We start from the raw sequence: 14,888 nt of genomic DNA on the forward strand, positions 1-14,888 counted from the left end.
CCATATCAGGCAGCTCATTGACATAATTATCACTATCAGGAGTGGGCAAACAAATCATTTCAAAGTCATCTTAATTCGAGTTTTTTCAACTCTTCTTCAGGAATATCTCTATGTTTATACCGAATCGTTTTTACATCGTTTCCTTTTATACGAAAAGTAATTGTGTCCTCTCCATAAGGCGGATTATGCGCACCCTCAAAAGTTTGAATTTGAACAGTTACATAAAAAATATTGTTTGTTTTATCTGTTTTTATTTCAAGTATTTTTTCAGAACCTCGATACCAAAGTTTTGGTTCCTTATAATAGTTTTCAACTTCTTTACTTATCGGCTCTAATAAGAGATTAATGACCACTTCTTTTAAAAACTGTTTTGGTACGGGTATTCTGTTAATTTCCTTCCTTTTCACATCTATAATTTTCCAAAAACCGCCACTCTTTTCAACAGTATAAAGAACATTCGTACCGTCTGCTTTCCAAAGATGAAAATAACCTTTATTTCCCTTAATATATAATCTTGGTTCATCAATCCACTCACCTTCTGTTTGGACTATCCCTAGAAACAGTTGAGTAAGTGGCGTTATTTTATAACCTAATTGATTAAAATCACCAAACGAATAAAGTTCATAACCGGTTAAATCTATGTCAAAGCTTTCATTTCTATTATTTTCTATTTTTACAATTGCTTGAGCGGAAATACAGGGTAATAAAAAACTCAGAAAACATATGATGCTAATTATTTTTATTTTCATACAACCAATCACCTCTTTTATTAAAGTGCAACAAAAGAGATGATATTATTGATTATTGCACGATTCAAACTATTAAAAGGCAATAATGTAACCTTTAAACTCCCTCGTTAACTAGCTCTTTTATCGAGTTTAATTTTGAAGAAAGCTCGATAAACCATTCTTCGTCTCCTGTTAATAATGCAAGGTCTATAAGATAAAGGATTTGCTCCTTATTGATTACCTTTGATTCAGGGAGTTTGTTAACATGTTTACTAAAGAGTAAAATCGCTTCGTTTTTTGTGTACTTGTCGTCGCGTTTCACAATGCTAACTGTAACTACATCTTCCACTTCATCAAGTGATACAATGTAACCAACTATAAATTCGCCCTCATTTGATATTCCACGAACCCAATCTCCCACTTTTAAAACATGATTATTATTTGACAACATACTTTTTCACCTTCTTATAAATATTTTTTGTAACGATAAACAAGGAATAAAAACGAAATCAAACTGTAATATTTTCCATTACATTTAAATAGCAAGAACTTACAGCTCTATATAACAAGTAAGCCGCTTAACGTTCTTGATTGATAAGATCAACAACTTCTTTCATTGTATAGTTCTTTAAGTATTCACCTAGATGTTCTTCTGCACCTAAGAAAATAGCGAAAAGAACTTTTCGCATGTTTGAACCTACAATACACTGATTATTTGACTCAGGACACTTAGGCTGCAACGCACCTTCAGAGGTTATCTGATATATATGCCAAAGGTTAACTTCACTTAAATCTCGAGCAAAAATAAAACCGCCACCAGTCCCCTCTTTCGATTGTATAAACTTATGTTTTTTTAACAAACTTAGCACTTTGCGAATGCGTACTGGGTGAACACCTGCACTTTCTGAAATAGCGTTACTTGTTGACATCCGGTCTGGCTGTAAAGCTAAATAAGTTAAACTGTGTATGGCCAAGGTAAAGTCGCTGCTCATTATTTTCCTCCTACGATCCAAAAAAATTATTTCTCCTATATTCACATACTGTAGCTATAAACATTACAGATAGATTAGCCAAACGTTAAAACATATAAGACCCACTCTTAGCATAAAGAAATAGATTCCATAACTTCATTTAGCTTTTTAAGTTACAATACATTTAAAGACTCCATTGTTTCTTCACTTGTTCTTCTGCCAACTGTTTAATTTTTTTCCACACTGTATCTTTGCTTACAATAACATTTGTTTGATAATTTCTATCGTTATAATTAACTGTAACACATACTTCAATCATCTTCTGCTTCCTCCTTTCAAAAAACTTTTCTTAAAAAATATTACTTGTTAATTAGCCAACTTTTGCAGTTCAATATTTAAAAATGTTCGGACGCTACGTGGTAAAAATTTGCGAATTTCTTCTTCATTAAAACCAATCTGTAATCTTTTCTCATCCAGCATAATTGGACGACGCAACATTAGCGGATGCTCAATGATTAATGTATAAAATTCATTTAGCGAGAGCTCATCTATATTTATATTTAAGTCTTGAAAAGTTTTGGATCTAGTTGAAATAATTTCAGTAGCCCCCTCTTCCGTTAAACGAAGAATGGATTTAAGTTCATCCACTGTCATAGAGTTGGATACGATATTTTTTTCAGTATAATCAATTTGATTCTCCTCCAGCCATGCTTTTGCTTTTCGGCATGAACTACAGCTTGCTGTTGTATATAAAACCACCATATTTCACTCACTCCTTTAATTTTTTTATGAAATGCACATTTTAAATATCGGTTACTGAAATGTATTAAAAAAAATTACAGTTTAGAATCAAATTCACGTAATGTTAGTTATTCAGCAATGTTTCATTTATCTCTATTATTCATTTCTTTTAAAATGCTTCTTCTATACATTTGTTGAAACTACATTTTACAGACGATGACAACTCACTTCTAAAAAGCTTACTGTAATTTTAAACCTTACAGTTCTATTAATCAAATGTTAAGTCTTGGAGTAATTAATCATTTTTTTATGTGAATTTCCCCCATAGCGTTATTGAAGACACAAAAATAGGTTGAGGCAATACGTGCCCCAACCTATTTTTTATGCCTCTTTATAACTTTTTGCAGTAATAACTGTTTCAAATTCAAAGGTTTCTGGCAGGTGATCAGCATAAGAGTATTCAAAAGTTCGTCCATCCGTTAAATAGGCCACCTGCTCCACTCTCATTAGAAAATCTTGATTTGTTAAGTTCATAAACTGCTTTTCCTTATCATCTGGGCGAATGCCTTTGACCCTAACAACGGATGTTCCCACTTTAAGACCTAGTTTATTTTGAATGTATGAGTAGATCGACTCCTCTAAAACCGAAGCTTCAACACCTGGAATGACCGCAATAGGCATCCATGTATGCTCCATAATCGTTGGGATACTGTGAATGATACGAAGGCGAATGATTTTATATACGAAATCCCCTACTGAAATGCCCAATTTTTCAGCAATGATTTCATCGGCACCGACAATCGTAAACTCGATAATTTTACTTTCTACCTCGCTGCCATAAACAGCTTTCGTACCTGTTAAAGTTTGAATCATTCGTGCCTTTTCCTGCTGACGCCAATCTTGAACGACTGTTCCACTTCCGCGCCGGCGGATAATGTATCCGTCTCTCACTAACAGATCCAGCGCTTTTTTTATTGTCAGGACTGAAACGCCAAATTCTTCAGCAAGTATAGGACTACTTGGAATTTTTTCGTTGATTTTATATTCGCCATCTAAAATTTGCTGTTTCATTTTTTGATAAATGCCGAGGTATTTTACTTGTGTTGATCCGCTTGCCATTTCCATACCTCCTTTATGCTGTATTCCCTCTTCTATTCATTCAAATGTAAAGCCTCAAGTTTGTAAACTGAAGGTGATGGCGCAGCAAATCCGTTTTCTAAAATTTCAATATTCGTTATTGCTTCTTCGTCTTTCACAAGCTTTGGTGCACCATTTACAATTGTTTCATACGCTGCATCATAGAAACGACCGTAATCGCCAAGCGGCGTTTTAATTTGTTTTTCAATCCAATCACCGTTTGCATTGCGATATTTAGCAACCCCATAGTACATCGGCGAATCTTCACCAAAGCCTGCACTCTCAGGCATAATACCAGCTTTCAGATCATTTTCCTGCTGGTCTTCACCATATTTAATAAACGATCCATTTGTCCCATGAACGATAAAACGCGGATAATCTTTCGCTACAACATGGTTCGTTTTTAGTTTAATTTTCAGCTTATTTCCGTAATGTAGTCCAACATCAAAATAATTATCAACCGCACCTTCCACTTCATTATTACGAATATCGTATGTCACCGTATCTGGACGGCCAAATAGTGAAATCATACGGTCCATCGTATGAATACCTAAACTATAAAATGAGCCTTCTTCTTTTGGAGCTTCATGAGTGATTGAACCAGGACGGAAATAATCAATATGTGATTCAATCTCGACAATATCACCAAGGAATCCTTGTTCCACAACTTGCTTCACTGCTAAAAAATCACCATCAAAACGACGGTTTTGGTAAGGCATAACTACTACACCTTTCTCTCGTCCTAAAGCTAACAATTCTTTCGCATGTTCTACTGTATCGCAAAATGGTTTTTCAACGATAACTGATTTTCCCGCAAGTATAACTTTTTTCGCGAATTCATAATGCGTATGTGCTGGCGTACAGACCGTCACTACTTGAATTTCTTTATCATTCAACAATTCATCCAAATCAGTAGTAAAGCTAACACCTTTTTCCTCATATGGAGCTGCTAATTCTTCATTTATTTGACGTACAAAAATCGTTTTTATTTTTATATTATTACGTGTGTTTACATAAGGTAAGTGATAGCGGTTAGCTGACTTTCCAAATCCAATAAAGCCCATTGTTAATGTCACGTTCTTCAACTTCCTTGCTCATAAATTTTTGTTTCTATATTTATTATATAGTTTAGTTATAAAAAGTATATAGTTTTGATTTATAAATTATATATTAAATAAAAAAATTCAGGTTAAAAAGGAGCATAACAAATATGGCACACACTACTACATCTATGGAAATTTTCGGTTCACCTAAACAAGTATGGCAATTAATTGGAGGATTCAACTCCCTTCCAGACTGGTTACCTTATATACCTAGCAGTAAATTAACTGAAGGCGGTCGTGTACGTCACCTAGCTAATCCAGATGGTGATACGATTATAGAACGTTTAGAAGTATTCAATGATAAGGAACGGTACTACACGTATTCAATCATGAATTCACCATTCCCAGTCACTAATTATGAGTCCACAATCCGGGTTAAAGAAGGTGCTGAAAGTAAAACATCATTAGTAGAGTGGTTTGGTACGTTCACTCCTGTTGAGGTTAGTGATGAAGAGGCAATAAATCTGTTTCATGGTATTTACAGCGATGGGCTCAAAGCATTGCAGCAAGCATTTTTAGATTGAACTACTAAAAAACAACGAAAAGCAAAGCGATATCGCTTTGCTTTTTTATAAAATCCCTTTTAACTTTTCACCAATCAACTTCGCTACATACTCATAGCCTTCTGATCCAAAGTGTAACCCATCTCTTTCATCATTTTCTACAAACCTTTTATAATTCCGTTCCTGAATCATTTCGGCGTACAAATTTAGAAAATAGCTTCCTGTTTCTTTCGCCACTTTCTCTACCACGTCTGCATACTGACCGAGCACTTTATTTGTTCTATTGCGCTGTCTTTCCTCATCAACTGGCGCGGGACTGATAAGCAGTACTTTATCTGACGAAATCCGCTTCACAATCTTCTCTAAGTTTTCTTTATATACTTGTAATGATCCTTGTGAAAAAGAAACTGCATCATTCGTGCCAAGAAAAACTGTTACGAAATCTGGTTTATGTGATAATACATCTTCTTCAATTCTATGTAACGCATCGAACGTATTATCACCCGGAACCCCCGCATTTACCACCTTCCAATTCGGAAACATCTCTTGCAAACGCGGTGTTAACCTCGGTGTTCCATCAAAAAACGTTTCATCAGCTGTAATACTATCACCGAAGCATACTAACGTATTCATAAAGTCTAACTCTCCTTTTACGTATGAAATAATTTTCCTTCTATCGCCTTCATATATCTTTCAGCAGAACGTTCCACTGCCTCATTTGCATTTTCTTTTACTACACGATGAAAAGCGTTGTATAACCGATTAAATTGTAACGGCTTTACTCGATTCACCATTTCTTCCACTTTTCTCGCTGGTAATGGAATTAAGTTTGGATAGCTGTACATAAAGCTTACCCATCGCTCATCTGCTACAACTTGTATAATATCGCCTGTTAACAAAATTCCTTTTCCGTCATTACCTTCTTCCCAATGTAAGACAGATCCTCCTTTAAAATGACCACCTAAACGATGAATGACCAATCCATCCGCTAATTGTAAAGACTCACCAGACCAATAAATAATACGACTACTCGGGCGCATCACCCACTCTTTATCATCTTCATGTATGTAAATTGGTACATCAAATGTCTCTGCCCATTCTACTTGCGTTGAATAATAATGAGGATGAGACAATGCAATCGCATCTAATCCGCCAAGCTCTTTTATTTTCGTAATTGTCATTTCATCTAAATAAGTAATGCAGTCCCACAGTAAACGATATGACTCTGTTTTCACTACATATGCCGTTTGACCGATCGCAAACCCTGGTTTTGTCGTAATACTATAAAGCTCGTTTTCCTCTTCGATTATTTCATTTTTATATGTATCACCTGTTTGTAAGCTTTCTAGCGTCGTCCAAGACTGCCCTTTCGGATTCACATATTGCCTTTCTTCATCACAAATATGACAACTCACCGGTTCTTCTACACTCGCTGCATACTGCACACCACACGTTGTGCAAACATAATTTTTCATGATCATTTCCCCTATCCCTATATTTTTATTAAGCTGATTTTTTATTTTCAATTAATAAAATGATAATGGAATTACAGTAAATCCTTTTTCGTTTCTGAAACATTCATTTCACGATCCCCCCAAAATATTTGTGCTATAAAGCAGCTTCAACCTCGCCCATCCAATAACGCCAAGCTGCTAAATAACCTTCTAAATCTTTCGGGTGGTGCCGTAAACATGTATCTATACGCAAATATAAGCCTATAACTATTTCTTCATATAAATCACGGTCTTTTTTATGAAATACACACTGTTTCATCACATAATCAATCGTTTCTTTCGTTAAATCTTCCGGAGTGGAACAAAACGCATAAATTAAATCGTATATAGGATCTCCTAACACTGGCAAGGGATCAATTACACCGTGCAGCTTATTCTCTTGAAATATAAAGTTATGAAATCCAAGATCCCCATGTAATAAAAATGGCTGCTCTACTCCAGCGTCCCTATTTGCTAACTTAAGAACCGTTCTATACTCTTCTTCACTTATGTAACGTTTTACATTTTCATGAGTTTCCATCACATTTGTCGTTAAAAATTCATTCCAAGATTGAACCGGATTTTCTTTCCATCCCCAGCCATCTACATCTGAAACTCTTTCATACTTATTAATAACTTCTTTTACAAGTGTACGAAGCGTACTTCGTTTATCCCCTTGTTCACAAGAAGTACTACCTTCAAGAAAAGAATACACAATATACTTATGGAAAGGTTCATTATACAAAAGCTTCGAAAACAACGTATTCCCCTCATAAAAAGAAAGAAAATTAGCTTCTTCACGTATTACTTCCGCTTCATTCAGCTTTACAACATATTCTTCATCCAGTAAATACACTGTACTTGTCGTTCCTCCGTTTAACACTTTTATGCTATTTGGATCATGTGAAATCACTTTCTCCTTAACTAGTTGTGCAGCGATTACTGAAATGTCCATTCCCTCACCCTTTAATCCCGAAGATTCCATCAATTCAAAAGACAACTTTACTATTATTTGACAAACACAAAGGAATTCCTCCTAAAAATCTTAATATAACAAAAAAACATTTACTTTTATATTTCAAAAATAAGGAAATACTAACAAAAACGTTACATACATATAGGAGGACAATATGAAACCTGAATTTTTAAAAGCTGTACATGATGCCATTGGAAATGTCGAACACATTCATATAGAAGAAAGCGGTGCTGACAGCTTACTTATCCATCATGATGATGCACAGCAGTTACAACAAGTCGCTAAAACGTTAGAAAACAACAATTTCCGCTCTGCTTTAAGAACAACTGGCGATGCTTCGTATATTGAAGTATTGAACAGATAATGAAAGTCCGGATGTATGCCGGGCTTTCTTTTTTATATTGAAACTTCAAATTCTTTCACATACACCGCTGTTCCAGCAATATCTATTTGTAACTTCTCATTTTCTACATCTTTCGTTACATATACCGTTACACGACCATCTTTATTTATTTCCTGTCCTTGTTCAACAATTAACTCCATTTCATGGTCAAAATCTTTTTCCAAATACATCGCATAATACGCCCCCATTACACCTGAAGCTGTTCCTGTCACTGGATCTTCTATCGTTCCAGCATAAGCCGATGAGAAATGACGTCCATGCATTTGTGCCTGTTCATCATAAGTTTCTAGACAAATTGGGTGAATAGAAGCATTAGGTATTTCTTTTAATACTGATGGAAATGCAGCATTATTAGGGTTCATTCTCTCACACGCATCTAGATTTTTAATCGGTACAATTACAGTCCAATTACCAGTACTTCCATATACAATCGGTAAACTTACATCTAAATCATTTACTTCTAAACCGATACTATGAGCTAATTCTTCTTTTGAACCTGTAAATTCTTTAAACTGAGGTGCTGCCTGCCTCATTTTAATAAAGGTTTCTCCATTTTCATTTACACCTATTTGTATCGGTAAAATCCCAGCCTTCGTTTCAATCGTAAGGTTACTTTTCTCTTCTAATAAACCTTTTTCGCGCAAGGCATATAGCGTTCCTACTGTCCCATGACCACATAAATCCATTTCAAAACCAGGTGTAAAGTAGCGCATTCTTATATCTCCTACTTCTGAGGAAAGAACAAAAGTTGTTTCATTATATCCAACTTTTTCAGCAATAATTTGCATTTCCTCTTCCGTTAATCCATCTGCCTCTAATACAATACCTGCTGGATTCCCCATATTCGGTTTATTCGTAAATGCGTCATAATGAAATACATTTATAGTCTTCATTTTCTTTTCCCCTAACCCTCATTAAAAATTTTATAATAAAGCTCTATCTCCGTTTTCAACGAACAATTATTTCTCCAAAATATCCTCTGCATCTTTTCATTCGATGTATGCGTGCTTCCGATGTAATAAGTAGCCCCCATTTCCTTTAACATATGCAACGATTGAAGGTGCAACCGAGAAGCAATTCCTTTCCCGCGATAATAAAGCATTACCCCAAAGTAAAATAATCGTCCTTCACTTTCTGTTCCAGTTTCTATATGGGGTATAGACATACCAATCGGCTCATTTTTATCATAAAAAACAATACATGACTTTTCCCAGCCCTTATCTAACTCTGTTTGCACTGAATAAAAATGCTCATCGATAGTTAAAATTGAAGTTTGATTCCCTGAACCCGACATACATTGTTCCCAAATATATTTAAAATCTTTTTCCGATAACGTTCCTTCTGCTATTGATCGATATGTATATTGTCTTTCAAGCTCTTCTCCATTGTTCAATTCTCTACATACTTCTATCTTTGCAGCATACAAAGAAAAACCGGCATCAAGTAACACTTTTGCGCTTGAGTTATAACTACTAAACCTTTTGTTTAATACAATACTCGCTCTTTTTAACTCCCAATTAAAACAAACCTCTTCAAATCTACTTATCTTTTCTTTATATGTTTGTACATTATACAAAACATCTTCTTCTGTTTCTTCAATTGTGTTAACGCAGCCTCAGTTCTAACTAACGGATAAACGATATGTCCATTTTCATGAAACACTTTTACTAACTGTAACCCTAATCCGCAATTTCCACCTGTAATTAAAACTCTCATATATTCATCTCCTTATTTTTAAAATAAATAAGAAAATCCACCCACTTACCATTCTCTAATGAAAACGCCTCTCTCTTACATTCAAATGAAAAACCCGCTCTTTCCGCAAGACGAACGGATGGCTCATTATCAACACGTATATGTAATTCAATTCTATGAAAATGAAGACGATTAAAAAATAACGGTAACGCAGCTTTTACACTTTCTGCCCCATATCCATTTTTCCAATATTGATTATGAATAGAGTAGCCCATCATTGCCCACTGATAATCTATACGTAAAATTTTAATCAGTTCTAGCTTACCAATATTAGCTCCGTCTTCTTTACGAAAAATGCCTAATACATACATTTCATCTCGATGTGCTGCTTCATCAAAACCTCTTATCCATTCCGTGAACCATTCTTTCGTTGATGATGCCATAACTTGATAACCATCGTCATATGTATACTGCGATGGTAACCTCTTATGAAATCCATCTAACCAATTTTCATAATCATCATTTTGGAACGGACGAATCATAAGTCTCTCTGTCTCTACCTGTAATAGCGGAAGCTTCATTTACATCTCTTCCCTTAATTAATATTTGAATTTTCTTTATTATCTTACACAAAATACAAAATCTAGTAAATTATTATGTTCTTGATAAACAAGATTCTATTAAAATACAAAAGGAAACCCTGTTCTGAAGGGTTTCCTTTTGTCATCACACTACCAGACTTATCTGTGATTTAAAACCTTGTATTCTGTCTTTAATATTCCATACACATCAACATCTTCATATGTATTTAATAAAAGTCTATTTTGTCTCAATGTGCCTTCTTTACGTAAGCCCGATTTCTCTAACACCTTAATCGATGATCGGTTTCTAGAAATGGCGGATGCCCAAATTTTATTTAAACCTAATTCGATAAAGCCAAATTGAATCATCCTGTTTAAAGCCTCAGTTGCAAAACCCTTTCCCCAATAATTCTTACCAATCCAATAACCAAGTTCACCTCTATTGTTACCCTTGTCAATTCTTAATGTAATTGTACCTACAATTTCTCTTGATTCTTTAGAGACAATTCCTAAAGGATATTCGATTCCTTTCCGTATAAGTTCTGGTTGCATATCAACCCAATCTTGCGCGAACTCCAATTTATATGGGTGCGGAAGCCCAAGAATATTAGCTAATTCCTTATCATTAGCCAATTCTCTAATTCTACATACATCATCATTGGTAAAAGGTTCTATACATAAATGCTCAGTTTCTAATTTTATAGCCATTATTTCTCCCCCTTGTACTGAAATCAATTAACTTCCTTTAATTTCAATATTATACTAAAAAACACAAAAAGTTTTAAACATTCACAATACCCATCAACAGAATCATAAACAAAAATCCAGTTATGCTTTATACATAACTGGATTCCTCATCACCTAATCATTTTTTATTTTACAAGTACACCTTCTCTTAATTCCCTCTTCAACACTTTCCCTAAAGCATTTTTCGGTAATTTGTCCATAAATACAACTTCTGGTATTTTATAACTTGCTAGTTTTTCTTTACAATGCTGTATAATTTCTTCTTCCGTTAAAGATGTTTGCATATCTTTTACAATATACGCAGTCGGAACCTCTCCCCAAAAGTCATCTGGAACTCCAACTACTGCAACTTCTAAAATACCATGTATTTCATGAATAACATCTTCTACTTGATCTGGATATACGTTATCACCACCGCGTATGATAACGTCTTTATATCTTCCCATAATATGCAGGAATCCATCGTCATCTATCATGCCAGCATCGCCCATGTTAAACCAATTATCTTTTACTACTTTCTTTGTCGCCTTTTCATTATTCCAATACCCTTTAAACATATATGGACTCCTTACATGAATCTCCCCAACTTCATTTGTTGTTAGTTCATGTCCTGTTTCTGGATGAACAATTTTCACCTCTACATGTTTCAAGGTTTTCCCTACAGAAGACATCTTTTCTTTTCCCATCATTGGATGCCATGAAGTTACAACCCAACCTTCTGTACTACCATAGCCTTGCACCATATATATTCCTTTTTCCATATATTTTTGGATGAGTGTTTCTGGCACTTTTGTTCCACCGCTTTGTGCTACTTTAAAAGTTGAAATGTTTCGTTCCTTTTTATTTAGTTCATCAAGCATATAGCTATAAACAGCTGGGAATGCAAGCATCGTCGTAATTTTCTCTTCTTCAATCTTATCCCAAATAAGAGTAGGATTCGAATCAGCTAAGAAAATCATCGTAACACCGTGATAAATGCAATTTAAAATAGAAAGCACGCCACTCATATGGAACAATGGATGCACGGATAAAAAGCGTTCTCCTGCCGGAATTTCTCTTTGTCCTGCAATCTCTGCAAAATAATGATGTAAGTTTTTATGTCCAATTACACATGCTTTTGCTTGTCCAGTCGTTCCTGAAGTAAATAAGTAAATGGCATCATCATCTTCATGAACTTCTACGTTCGGCTCTGTACTTGGCTGTTCTTGTAATGTTAATTCAAATGAACCAAAGCCTTCTTTTGTCGTTTGAATTACATAAGGAATTTCTTTAACAGCATCAATCTTTAAAGCTTCATGGAACTCTTCATCAATAACTAACACTTTTAATTTTGCTTCTTTTACAATCGTTTCTAATTCATACGCAGTAAGCTGATGATTTAGTGGAATACATACCGCTCCGATTTTTAAACTTGCCATCATAACGCTTGGAAATGGATGATTATTTTTGCATAGTATTCCAATACGATCTCCTCTTTGTACACCGCTCTGTAACAAATAATGTGCAAGCTGATTTACTCGTTCATTATACTGCTGAAACGAATACCTTTTCCCTCCCCCTACAAGCGCTTCCAAATTTGGTGATTGCATTGCTCTTTTTTGTAATAATTTTTGCATCGTTCTCAAGTAAAACTCCCCTTTATATATGTTAGGTTTTTTATTTTACCAGATTAATTATTAATTTACTAAAGATTACACTTAGTGAATATAAATTTTATAAAAATAGCCATCTACTTAACAAGTAAATGGCTATTCCCTCTTATATATTAGAATACTCCTTATTCATCACATATCGTACATACTCCGGTGCGCTTTTATCAATCTCTTCATCACTTAATTTATATTCAGCACCGTATAAATAAAACGAAGGTATAAATTTCATATCTGTATATAAGCATGTAGCTTGAAATGGTTTTGTTAACTCATCCATCGTGATCCCACTATTTTCATAGTCTTTTTCTAATCCACCTATCGAAATAGCTACACCAAATTCTTTCCCCTTCACTTTATCTCCTTTTGATCCGTAAGCAAATCCATATGTTAATACATCGTCAAACCATTTTTTTAATAATGGTGGTGAGCTGTACCAGTATAGCGGAAATTGAAATATATATCGGTCGTGTTCTACTAACAGCTTTTGTTCCTCTTCCACATTAAACTCCCAATTCGGTGCCGCTTTATATAATTCATGCACCGTAATTTCATCCGAATATTTCTCAAGTTCTTCAATCCATCTTTTATTAATTTTTGATTTTTCAATATCAGGATGTGCTACAATTACAAGTGTTTTCATCATCTTCCATCCCCTTTATAAATTATTCAACCCTTTACGTATTAGTATGAATGAGTCACATATAATTGAAAAGTACGTACTTTAAAGTGCTATAGGAACCTTAAAGTACCTGTGGAGGTGTTATATGAATCAAAATGATGACTGCCCAATTGCAACGACACTCGATGTAATCGGCGGAAAATGGAAAGTTCATATTTTATGTGTTTTAATGGATGGAAAAATGCGCACAAATGAAATCCGGCGAGAAATCCCAAACATTACGCAAAAAGTTCTGACTCAACAACTTCGGCAACTTGAAGCTGATGGGATTATCCATCGTACTGTATATCAAGAAGTACCACCAAAGGTTGAGTACACAATAAGCGAATACGGGAAATCTTTAATGCAAATTATGAATGAACTATTTGAGTGGGGAAAAGATCATCAAATGAAAAGATTACATGACTAAAAAAACTACCAACTTCTTTACATACTGGTGGGAACAGCACATCACTATCAAGCTAACAAAAAGACCTTAATAAAAAACTTTCATGTTTATAGTCCATTTAAGAATTAGCTTGATAGTGATACGGCAAGACCCAAATAAAGAAGTATATGAAACAAATTAACAACAACGCACGGCTGATGTTAATAAGAAAATTATAGTCGCTGAATGTCTTTCTTACTTCATTTTGAAGTTTAAACAATTATCCATTAAGCCAAGCTTAATAATATCGCTTTTGTACGATTATCCGTTACTTCATAATAAATTTCTAACCCTTTTCGAGTACCTGTAACGACTTTAGTAGCTTTTAGTTTAGATAAATGTTGACTAATTGTACTTTGAGGCATTTGTAACATTTCATACATTGTCGTTACGTTAATAGGACCTTTTGCAACCATTATTTTTACTAATGATAAACGGACAGGATGTGCTAATACCTTCAATACTTCAGTGATTTCTTCATACATTTCTTTCATATTTTTTCTCCCCTTTTACATAAATATTAATGATATCCATATATATAATTCGAAAGGATATACGATTTTGTGTCCGTCATTTTAAAAAAATAAAAAATCTTTTCAGATGGAAAGAATCCCCCCCTCTGTTCAATATTCTATAAAGTGAAACTTTAATCAGTGGGGGTTTTCTTCATCCCCCACTGATTATTAGTTGAACCAATCGGGCTTTTATGGGCAGTTGATCCCCATCTTACTTCTTTACTTTCGCTGAATTTTGAGGTAGGGGTCTTACTACCCATTAAAGCGGGATACATTTTTCTTTCACTCGATATTATGTGGTAGGAATTTTCCTTATTGCGATCCTCTTCCATTGTTTTCTTGCTTATGTCCACTATTCCCTTGAGAATCTCTTCCATTATTCTCTTGCTGGTGCCCATTATTCCCTTGCGATCCTCTTCCGTTGTTTCCTTCCTGATTCCCATTATTTCCTTGGGACCCTCTTCCGTTGTTTCCTTGCTGATTCCCATTATTTCCTTGGGAACCTCTTCCATTGTTTCCTTCCTGATTCCCATTATT

General features: G+C 34.6%; 21 protein-coding genes and 1 pseudogene. 3 read left to right on the plus strand and 19 right to left on the minus strand.

Annotated elements, in window-relative coordinates:
* Positions 1–65: 65 nt before the first annotated feature.
* From RTP99_RS25500 to RTP99_RS25530, 7 genes are all read right to left on the minus strand, one after another.
* Positions 66–749 (minus strand): DUF3888 domain-containing protein, encoded by a 684-nt coding sequence (locus RTP99_RS25500; RefSeq protein WP_000694048.1) that lies wholly within the window; start codon positions 747–749, stop codon positions 66–68.
* A gap of 94 nt (positions 750–843) precedes the next feature.
* Entirely contained in the window at positions 844–1,179 is a 336-nt protein-coding gene (locus RTP99_RS25505; RefSeq protein WP_000950599.1) for an IDEAL domain-containing protein, read from the minus strand.
* 127 nt (positions 1,180–1,306) lie between these two features.
* Positions 1,307–1,720: an Rrf2-family transcriptional regulator SaiR gene (saiR, locus tag RTP99_RS25510; RefSeq protein ID WP_000093222.1), complete on the minus strand. Its 414-nt coding sequence runs from the start codon at positions 1,718–1,720 to the stop codon at positions 1,307–1,309.
* Positions 1,721–1,883: 163 nt separating this feature from the next.
* On the minus strand, positions 1,884–2,018 hold the full coding sequence (locus RTP99_RS25515; RefSeq protein ID WP_000573534.1) for a BA3454 family stress response protein: 135 nt from the start codon (positions 2,016–2,018) through the stop codon (positions 1,884–1,886).
* 47 nt (positions 2,019–2,065) lie between these two features.
* The gene (gene spxA, locus RTP99_RS25520) at positions 2,066–2,461 is read right to left on the minus strand and encodes a transcriptional regulator SpxA (RefSeq protein ID WP_000261188.1); all 396 of its coding nucleotides are present in this window, start codon (positions 2,459–2,461) and stop codon (positions 2,066–2,068) included.
* A 360-nt stretch (positions 2,462–2,821) separates the two neighbouring features.
* Complete coding sequence (locus RTP99_RS25525; RefSeq protein ID WP_000146300.1) at positions 2,822–3,559, minus strand: GntR family transcriptional regulator; 738 nt, start codon at positions 3,557–3,559, stop codon at positions 2,822–2,824.
* 32 nt (positions 3,560–3,591) lie between these two features.
* The gene (locus RTP99_RS25530) at positions 3,592–4,653 is read right to left on the minus strand and encodes an oxidoreductase (RefSeq protein WP_000176632.1); all 1,062 of its coding nucleotides are present in this window, start codon (positions 4,651–4,653) and stop codon (positions 3,592–3,594) included.
* 134 nt (positions 4,654–4,787) lie between these two features.
* Here RTP99_RS25530 and RTP99_RS25535 point away from each other — a divergent pair, with 134 nt between their 5' ends.
* Complete coding sequence (locus tag RTP99_RS25535; protein WP_000951537.1) at positions 4,788–5,204, plus strand: SRPBCC family protein; 417 nt, start codon at positions 4,788–4,790, stop codon at positions 5,202–5,204.
* A 45-nt stretch (positions 5,205–5,249) separates the two neighbouring features.
* Here the strand turns inward: RTP99_RS25535 and RTP99_RS25540 are convergent, their stop codons facing one another.
* The 3 genes from RTP99_RS25540 to RTP99_RS25550 form a co-directional block, all read right to left on the minus strand.
* Positions 5,250–5,816, minus strand: coding sequence for an SGNH/GDSL hydrolase family protein (locus RTP99_RS25540; protein WP_001094897.1), 567 nt, complete (start codon positions 5,814–5,816; stop codon positions 5,250–5,252).
* A gap of 17 nt (positions 5,817–5,833) precedes the next feature.
* Complete coding sequence (locus RTP99_RS25545) at positions 5,834–6,658, minus strand: MBL fold metallo-hydrolase (protein WP_000801084.1); 825 nt, start codon at positions 6,656–6,658, stop codon at positions 5,834–5,836.
* Positions 6,659–6,791: 133 nt separating this feature from the next.
* Positions 6,792–7,631 carry an aminoglycoside phosphotransferase family protein gene (locus tag RTP99_RS25550; protein ID WP_011040540.1) on the minus strand — a complete coding sequence of 280 codons (840 nt, stop codon included), beginning with the start codon at positions 7,629–7,631 and terminating at the stop codon, positions 6,792–6,794.
* Between the two features lie 175 nt (positions 7,632–7,806).
* On the opposite strand from RTP99_RS25550, the gene RTP99_RS25555 reads away from it, so the two are divergent.
* On the plus strand, positions 7,807–8,016 hold the full coding sequence (locus tag RTP99_RS25555) for a hypothetical protein (RefSeq protein WP_000801653.1): 210 nt from the start codon (positions 7,807–7,809) through the stop codon (positions 8,014–8,016).
* A gap of 32 nt (positions 8,017–8,048) precedes the next feature.
* Here the strand turns inward: RTP99_RS25555 and RTP99_RS25560 are convergent, their stop codons facing one another.
* The 7 genes and pseudogenes from RTP99_RS25560 to RTP99_RS25590 all read right to left on the minus strand — a co-directional run bounded on the left by RTP99_RS25560 (position 8,049) and on the right by RTP99_RS25590 (position 13,370).
* Positions 8,049–8,948, minus strand: a complete 900-nt coding sequence (locus tag RTP99_RS25560) for a PhzF family phenazine biosynthesis isomerase (RefSeq protein ID WP_000849357.1) — start codon at positions 8,946–8,948, stop codon at positions 8,049–8,051.
* Positions 8,949–8,959: 11 nt separating this feature from the next.
* Positions 8,960–9,655, minus strand: coding sequence for a GNAT family N-acetyltransferase (locus tag RTP99_RS25565; RefSeq protein WP_061529186.1), 696 nt, complete (start codon positions 9,653–9,655; stop codon positions 8,960–8,962).
* Positions 9,628–9,771: pseudogene (locus tag RTP99_RS25570) on the minus strand (SDR family NAD(P)-dependent oxidoreductase); the annotation flags it as partial. The gene RTP99_RS25565 and the pseudogene RTP99_RS25570, both read right to left, overlap by 28 nt.
* Complete coding sequence (locus RTP99_RS25575; RefSeq protein ID WP_000775365.1) at positions 9,768–10,331, minus strand: GNAT family N-acetyltransferase; 564 nt, start codon at positions 10,329–10,331, stop codon at positions 9,768–9,770. The gene RTP99_RS25575 and the pseudogene RTP99_RS25570, both read right to left, overlap by 4 nt.
* 159 nt (positions 10,332–10,490) lie before the next feature.
* Entirely contained in the window at positions 10,491–11,039 is a 549-nt protein-coding gene (locus RTP99_RS25580) for a GNAT family N-acetyltransferase (protein WP_000985514.1), read from the minus strand.
* 164 nt (positions 11,040–11,203) lie between these two features.
* Positions 11,204–12,703, minus strand: a complete 1,500-nt coding sequence (locus RTP99_RS25585; RefSeq protein ID WP_001259958.1) for a class I adenylate-forming enzyme family protein — start codon at positions 12,701–12,703, stop codon at positions 11,204–11,206.
* A gap of 133 nt (positions 12,704–12,836) precedes the next feature.
* On the minus strand, positions 12,837–13,370 hold the full coding sequence (locus RTP99_RS25590; protein WP_029141166.1) for an NAD(P)H-dependent oxidoreductase: 534 nt from the start codon (positions 13,368–13,370) through the stop codon (positions 12,837–12,839).
* A 124-nt stretch (positions 13,371–13,494) separates the two neighbouring features.
* Between RTP99_RS25590 and RTP99_RS25595 the strand changes: the two genes are divergently transcribed.
* Positions 13,495–13,818: a winged helix-turn-helix transcriptional regulator gene (locus tag RTP99_RS25595; RefSeq protein ID WP_001072964.1), complete on the plus strand. Its 324-nt coding sequence runs from the start codon at positions 13,495–13,497 to the stop codon at positions 13,816–13,818.
* Between the two features lie 245 nt (positions 13,819–14,063).
* Here RTP99_RS25595 and RTP99_RS25600 read toward each other — a convergent pair whose 3' ends face one another.
* Together RTP99_RS25600 and RTP99_RS25605 are read right to left on the minus strand one after the other, a co-directional pair.
* Positions 14,064–14,330 (minus strand): ArsR/SmtB family transcription factor, encoded by a 267-nt coding sequence (locus RTP99_RS25600; protein ID WP_000661864.1) that lies wholly within the window; start codon positions 14,328–14,330, stop codon positions 14,064–14,066.
* A gap of 152 nt (positions 14,331–14,482) precedes the next feature.
* Positions 14,483–14,888 (minus strand): hypothetical protein (locus RTP99_RS25605; protein ID WP_312368075.1); only part of this gene is annotated, 406 nt, incomplete at its 5' end.

The organism is Bacillus sp. (in: firmicutes), assembly GCF_031983925.1.
Taxonomy (GTDB): Bacteria; Bacillota; Bacilli; order Bacillales; family Bacillaceae_G; genus Bacillus_A; species Bacillus_A pacificus.

Excerpts from the sequence above, each read along its gene's own strand:
- RTP99_RS25500 (WP_000694048.1), bottom strand. The coding sequence starts at position 749 with ATGAAAATAAAAATAATTAGCATCATATGTTTTCTGAGTTTTTTATTA.
- RTP99_RS25505 (WP_000950599.1), bottom strand. The coding sequence starts at position 1,179 with ATGTTGTCAAATAATAATCATGTTTTAAAAGTGGGAGATTGGGTTCGT.
- saiR (WP_000093222.1), bottom strand. The coding sequence starts at position 1,720 with ATGAGCAGCGACTTTACCTTGGCCATACACAGTTTAACTTATTTAGCT.
- RTP99_RS25515 (WP_000573534.1), bottom strand. The coding sequence starts at position 2,018 with ATGATTGAAGTATGTGTTACAGTTAATTATAACGATAGAAATTATCAA.
- spxA (WP_000261188.1), bottom strand. The coding sequence starts at position 2,461 with ATGGTGGTTTTATATACAACAGCAAGCTGTAGTTCATGCCGAAAAGCA.
- RTP99_RS25525 (WP_000146300.1), bottom strand. The coding sequence starts at position 3,559 with ATGGCAAGCGGATCAACACAAGTAAAATACCTCGGCATTTATCAAAAA.
- RTP99_RS25535 (WP_000951537.1), top strand. The coding sequence starts at position 4,788 with ATGGCACACACTACTACATCTATGGAAATTTTCGGTTCACCTAAACAA.
- RTP99_RS25540 (WP_001094897.1), bottom strand. The coding sequence starts at position 5,816 with ATGAATACGTTAGTATGCTTCGGTGATAGTATTACAGCTGATGAAACG.
- RTP99_RS25545 (WP_000801084.1), bottom strand. The coding sequence starts at position 6,658 with ATGAAAAATTATGTTTGCACAACGTGTGGTGTGCAGTATGCAGCGAGT.
- RTP99_RS25550 (WP_011040540.1), bottom strand. The coding sequence starts at position 7,631 with ATGGACATTTCAGTAATCGCTGCACAACTAGTTAAGGAGAAAGTGATT.
- RTP99_RS25555 (WP_000801653.1), top strand. The coding sequence starts at position 7,807 with ATGAAACCTGAATTTTTAAAAGCTGTACATGATGCCATTGGAAATGTC.
- RTP99_RS25560 (WP_000849357.1), bottom strand. The coding sequence starts at position 8,948 with ATGAAGACTATAAATGTATTTCATTATGACGCATTTACGAATAAACCG.
- RTP99_RS25575 (WP_000775365.1), bottom strand. The coding sequence starts at position 10,331 with ATGAAGCTTCCGCTATTACAGGTAGAGACAGAGAGACTTATGATTCGT.
- RTP99_RS25580 (WP_000985514.1), bottom strand. The coding sequence starts at position 11,039 with ATGGCTATAAAATTAGAAACTGAGCATTTATGTATAGAACCTTTTACC.
- RTP99_RS25590 (WP_029141166.1), bottom strand. The coding sequence starts at position 13,370 with ATGAAAACACTTGTAATTGTAGCACATCCTGATATTGAAAAATCAAAA.
- RTP99_RS25595 (WP_001072964.1), top strand. The coding sequence starts at position 13,495 with ATGAATCAAAATGATGACTGCCCAATTGCAACGACACTCGATGTAATC.
- RTP99_RS25600 (WP_000661864.1), bottom strand. The coding sequence starts at position 14,330 with ATGAAAGAAATGTATGAAGAAATCACTGAAGTATTGAAGGTATTAGCA.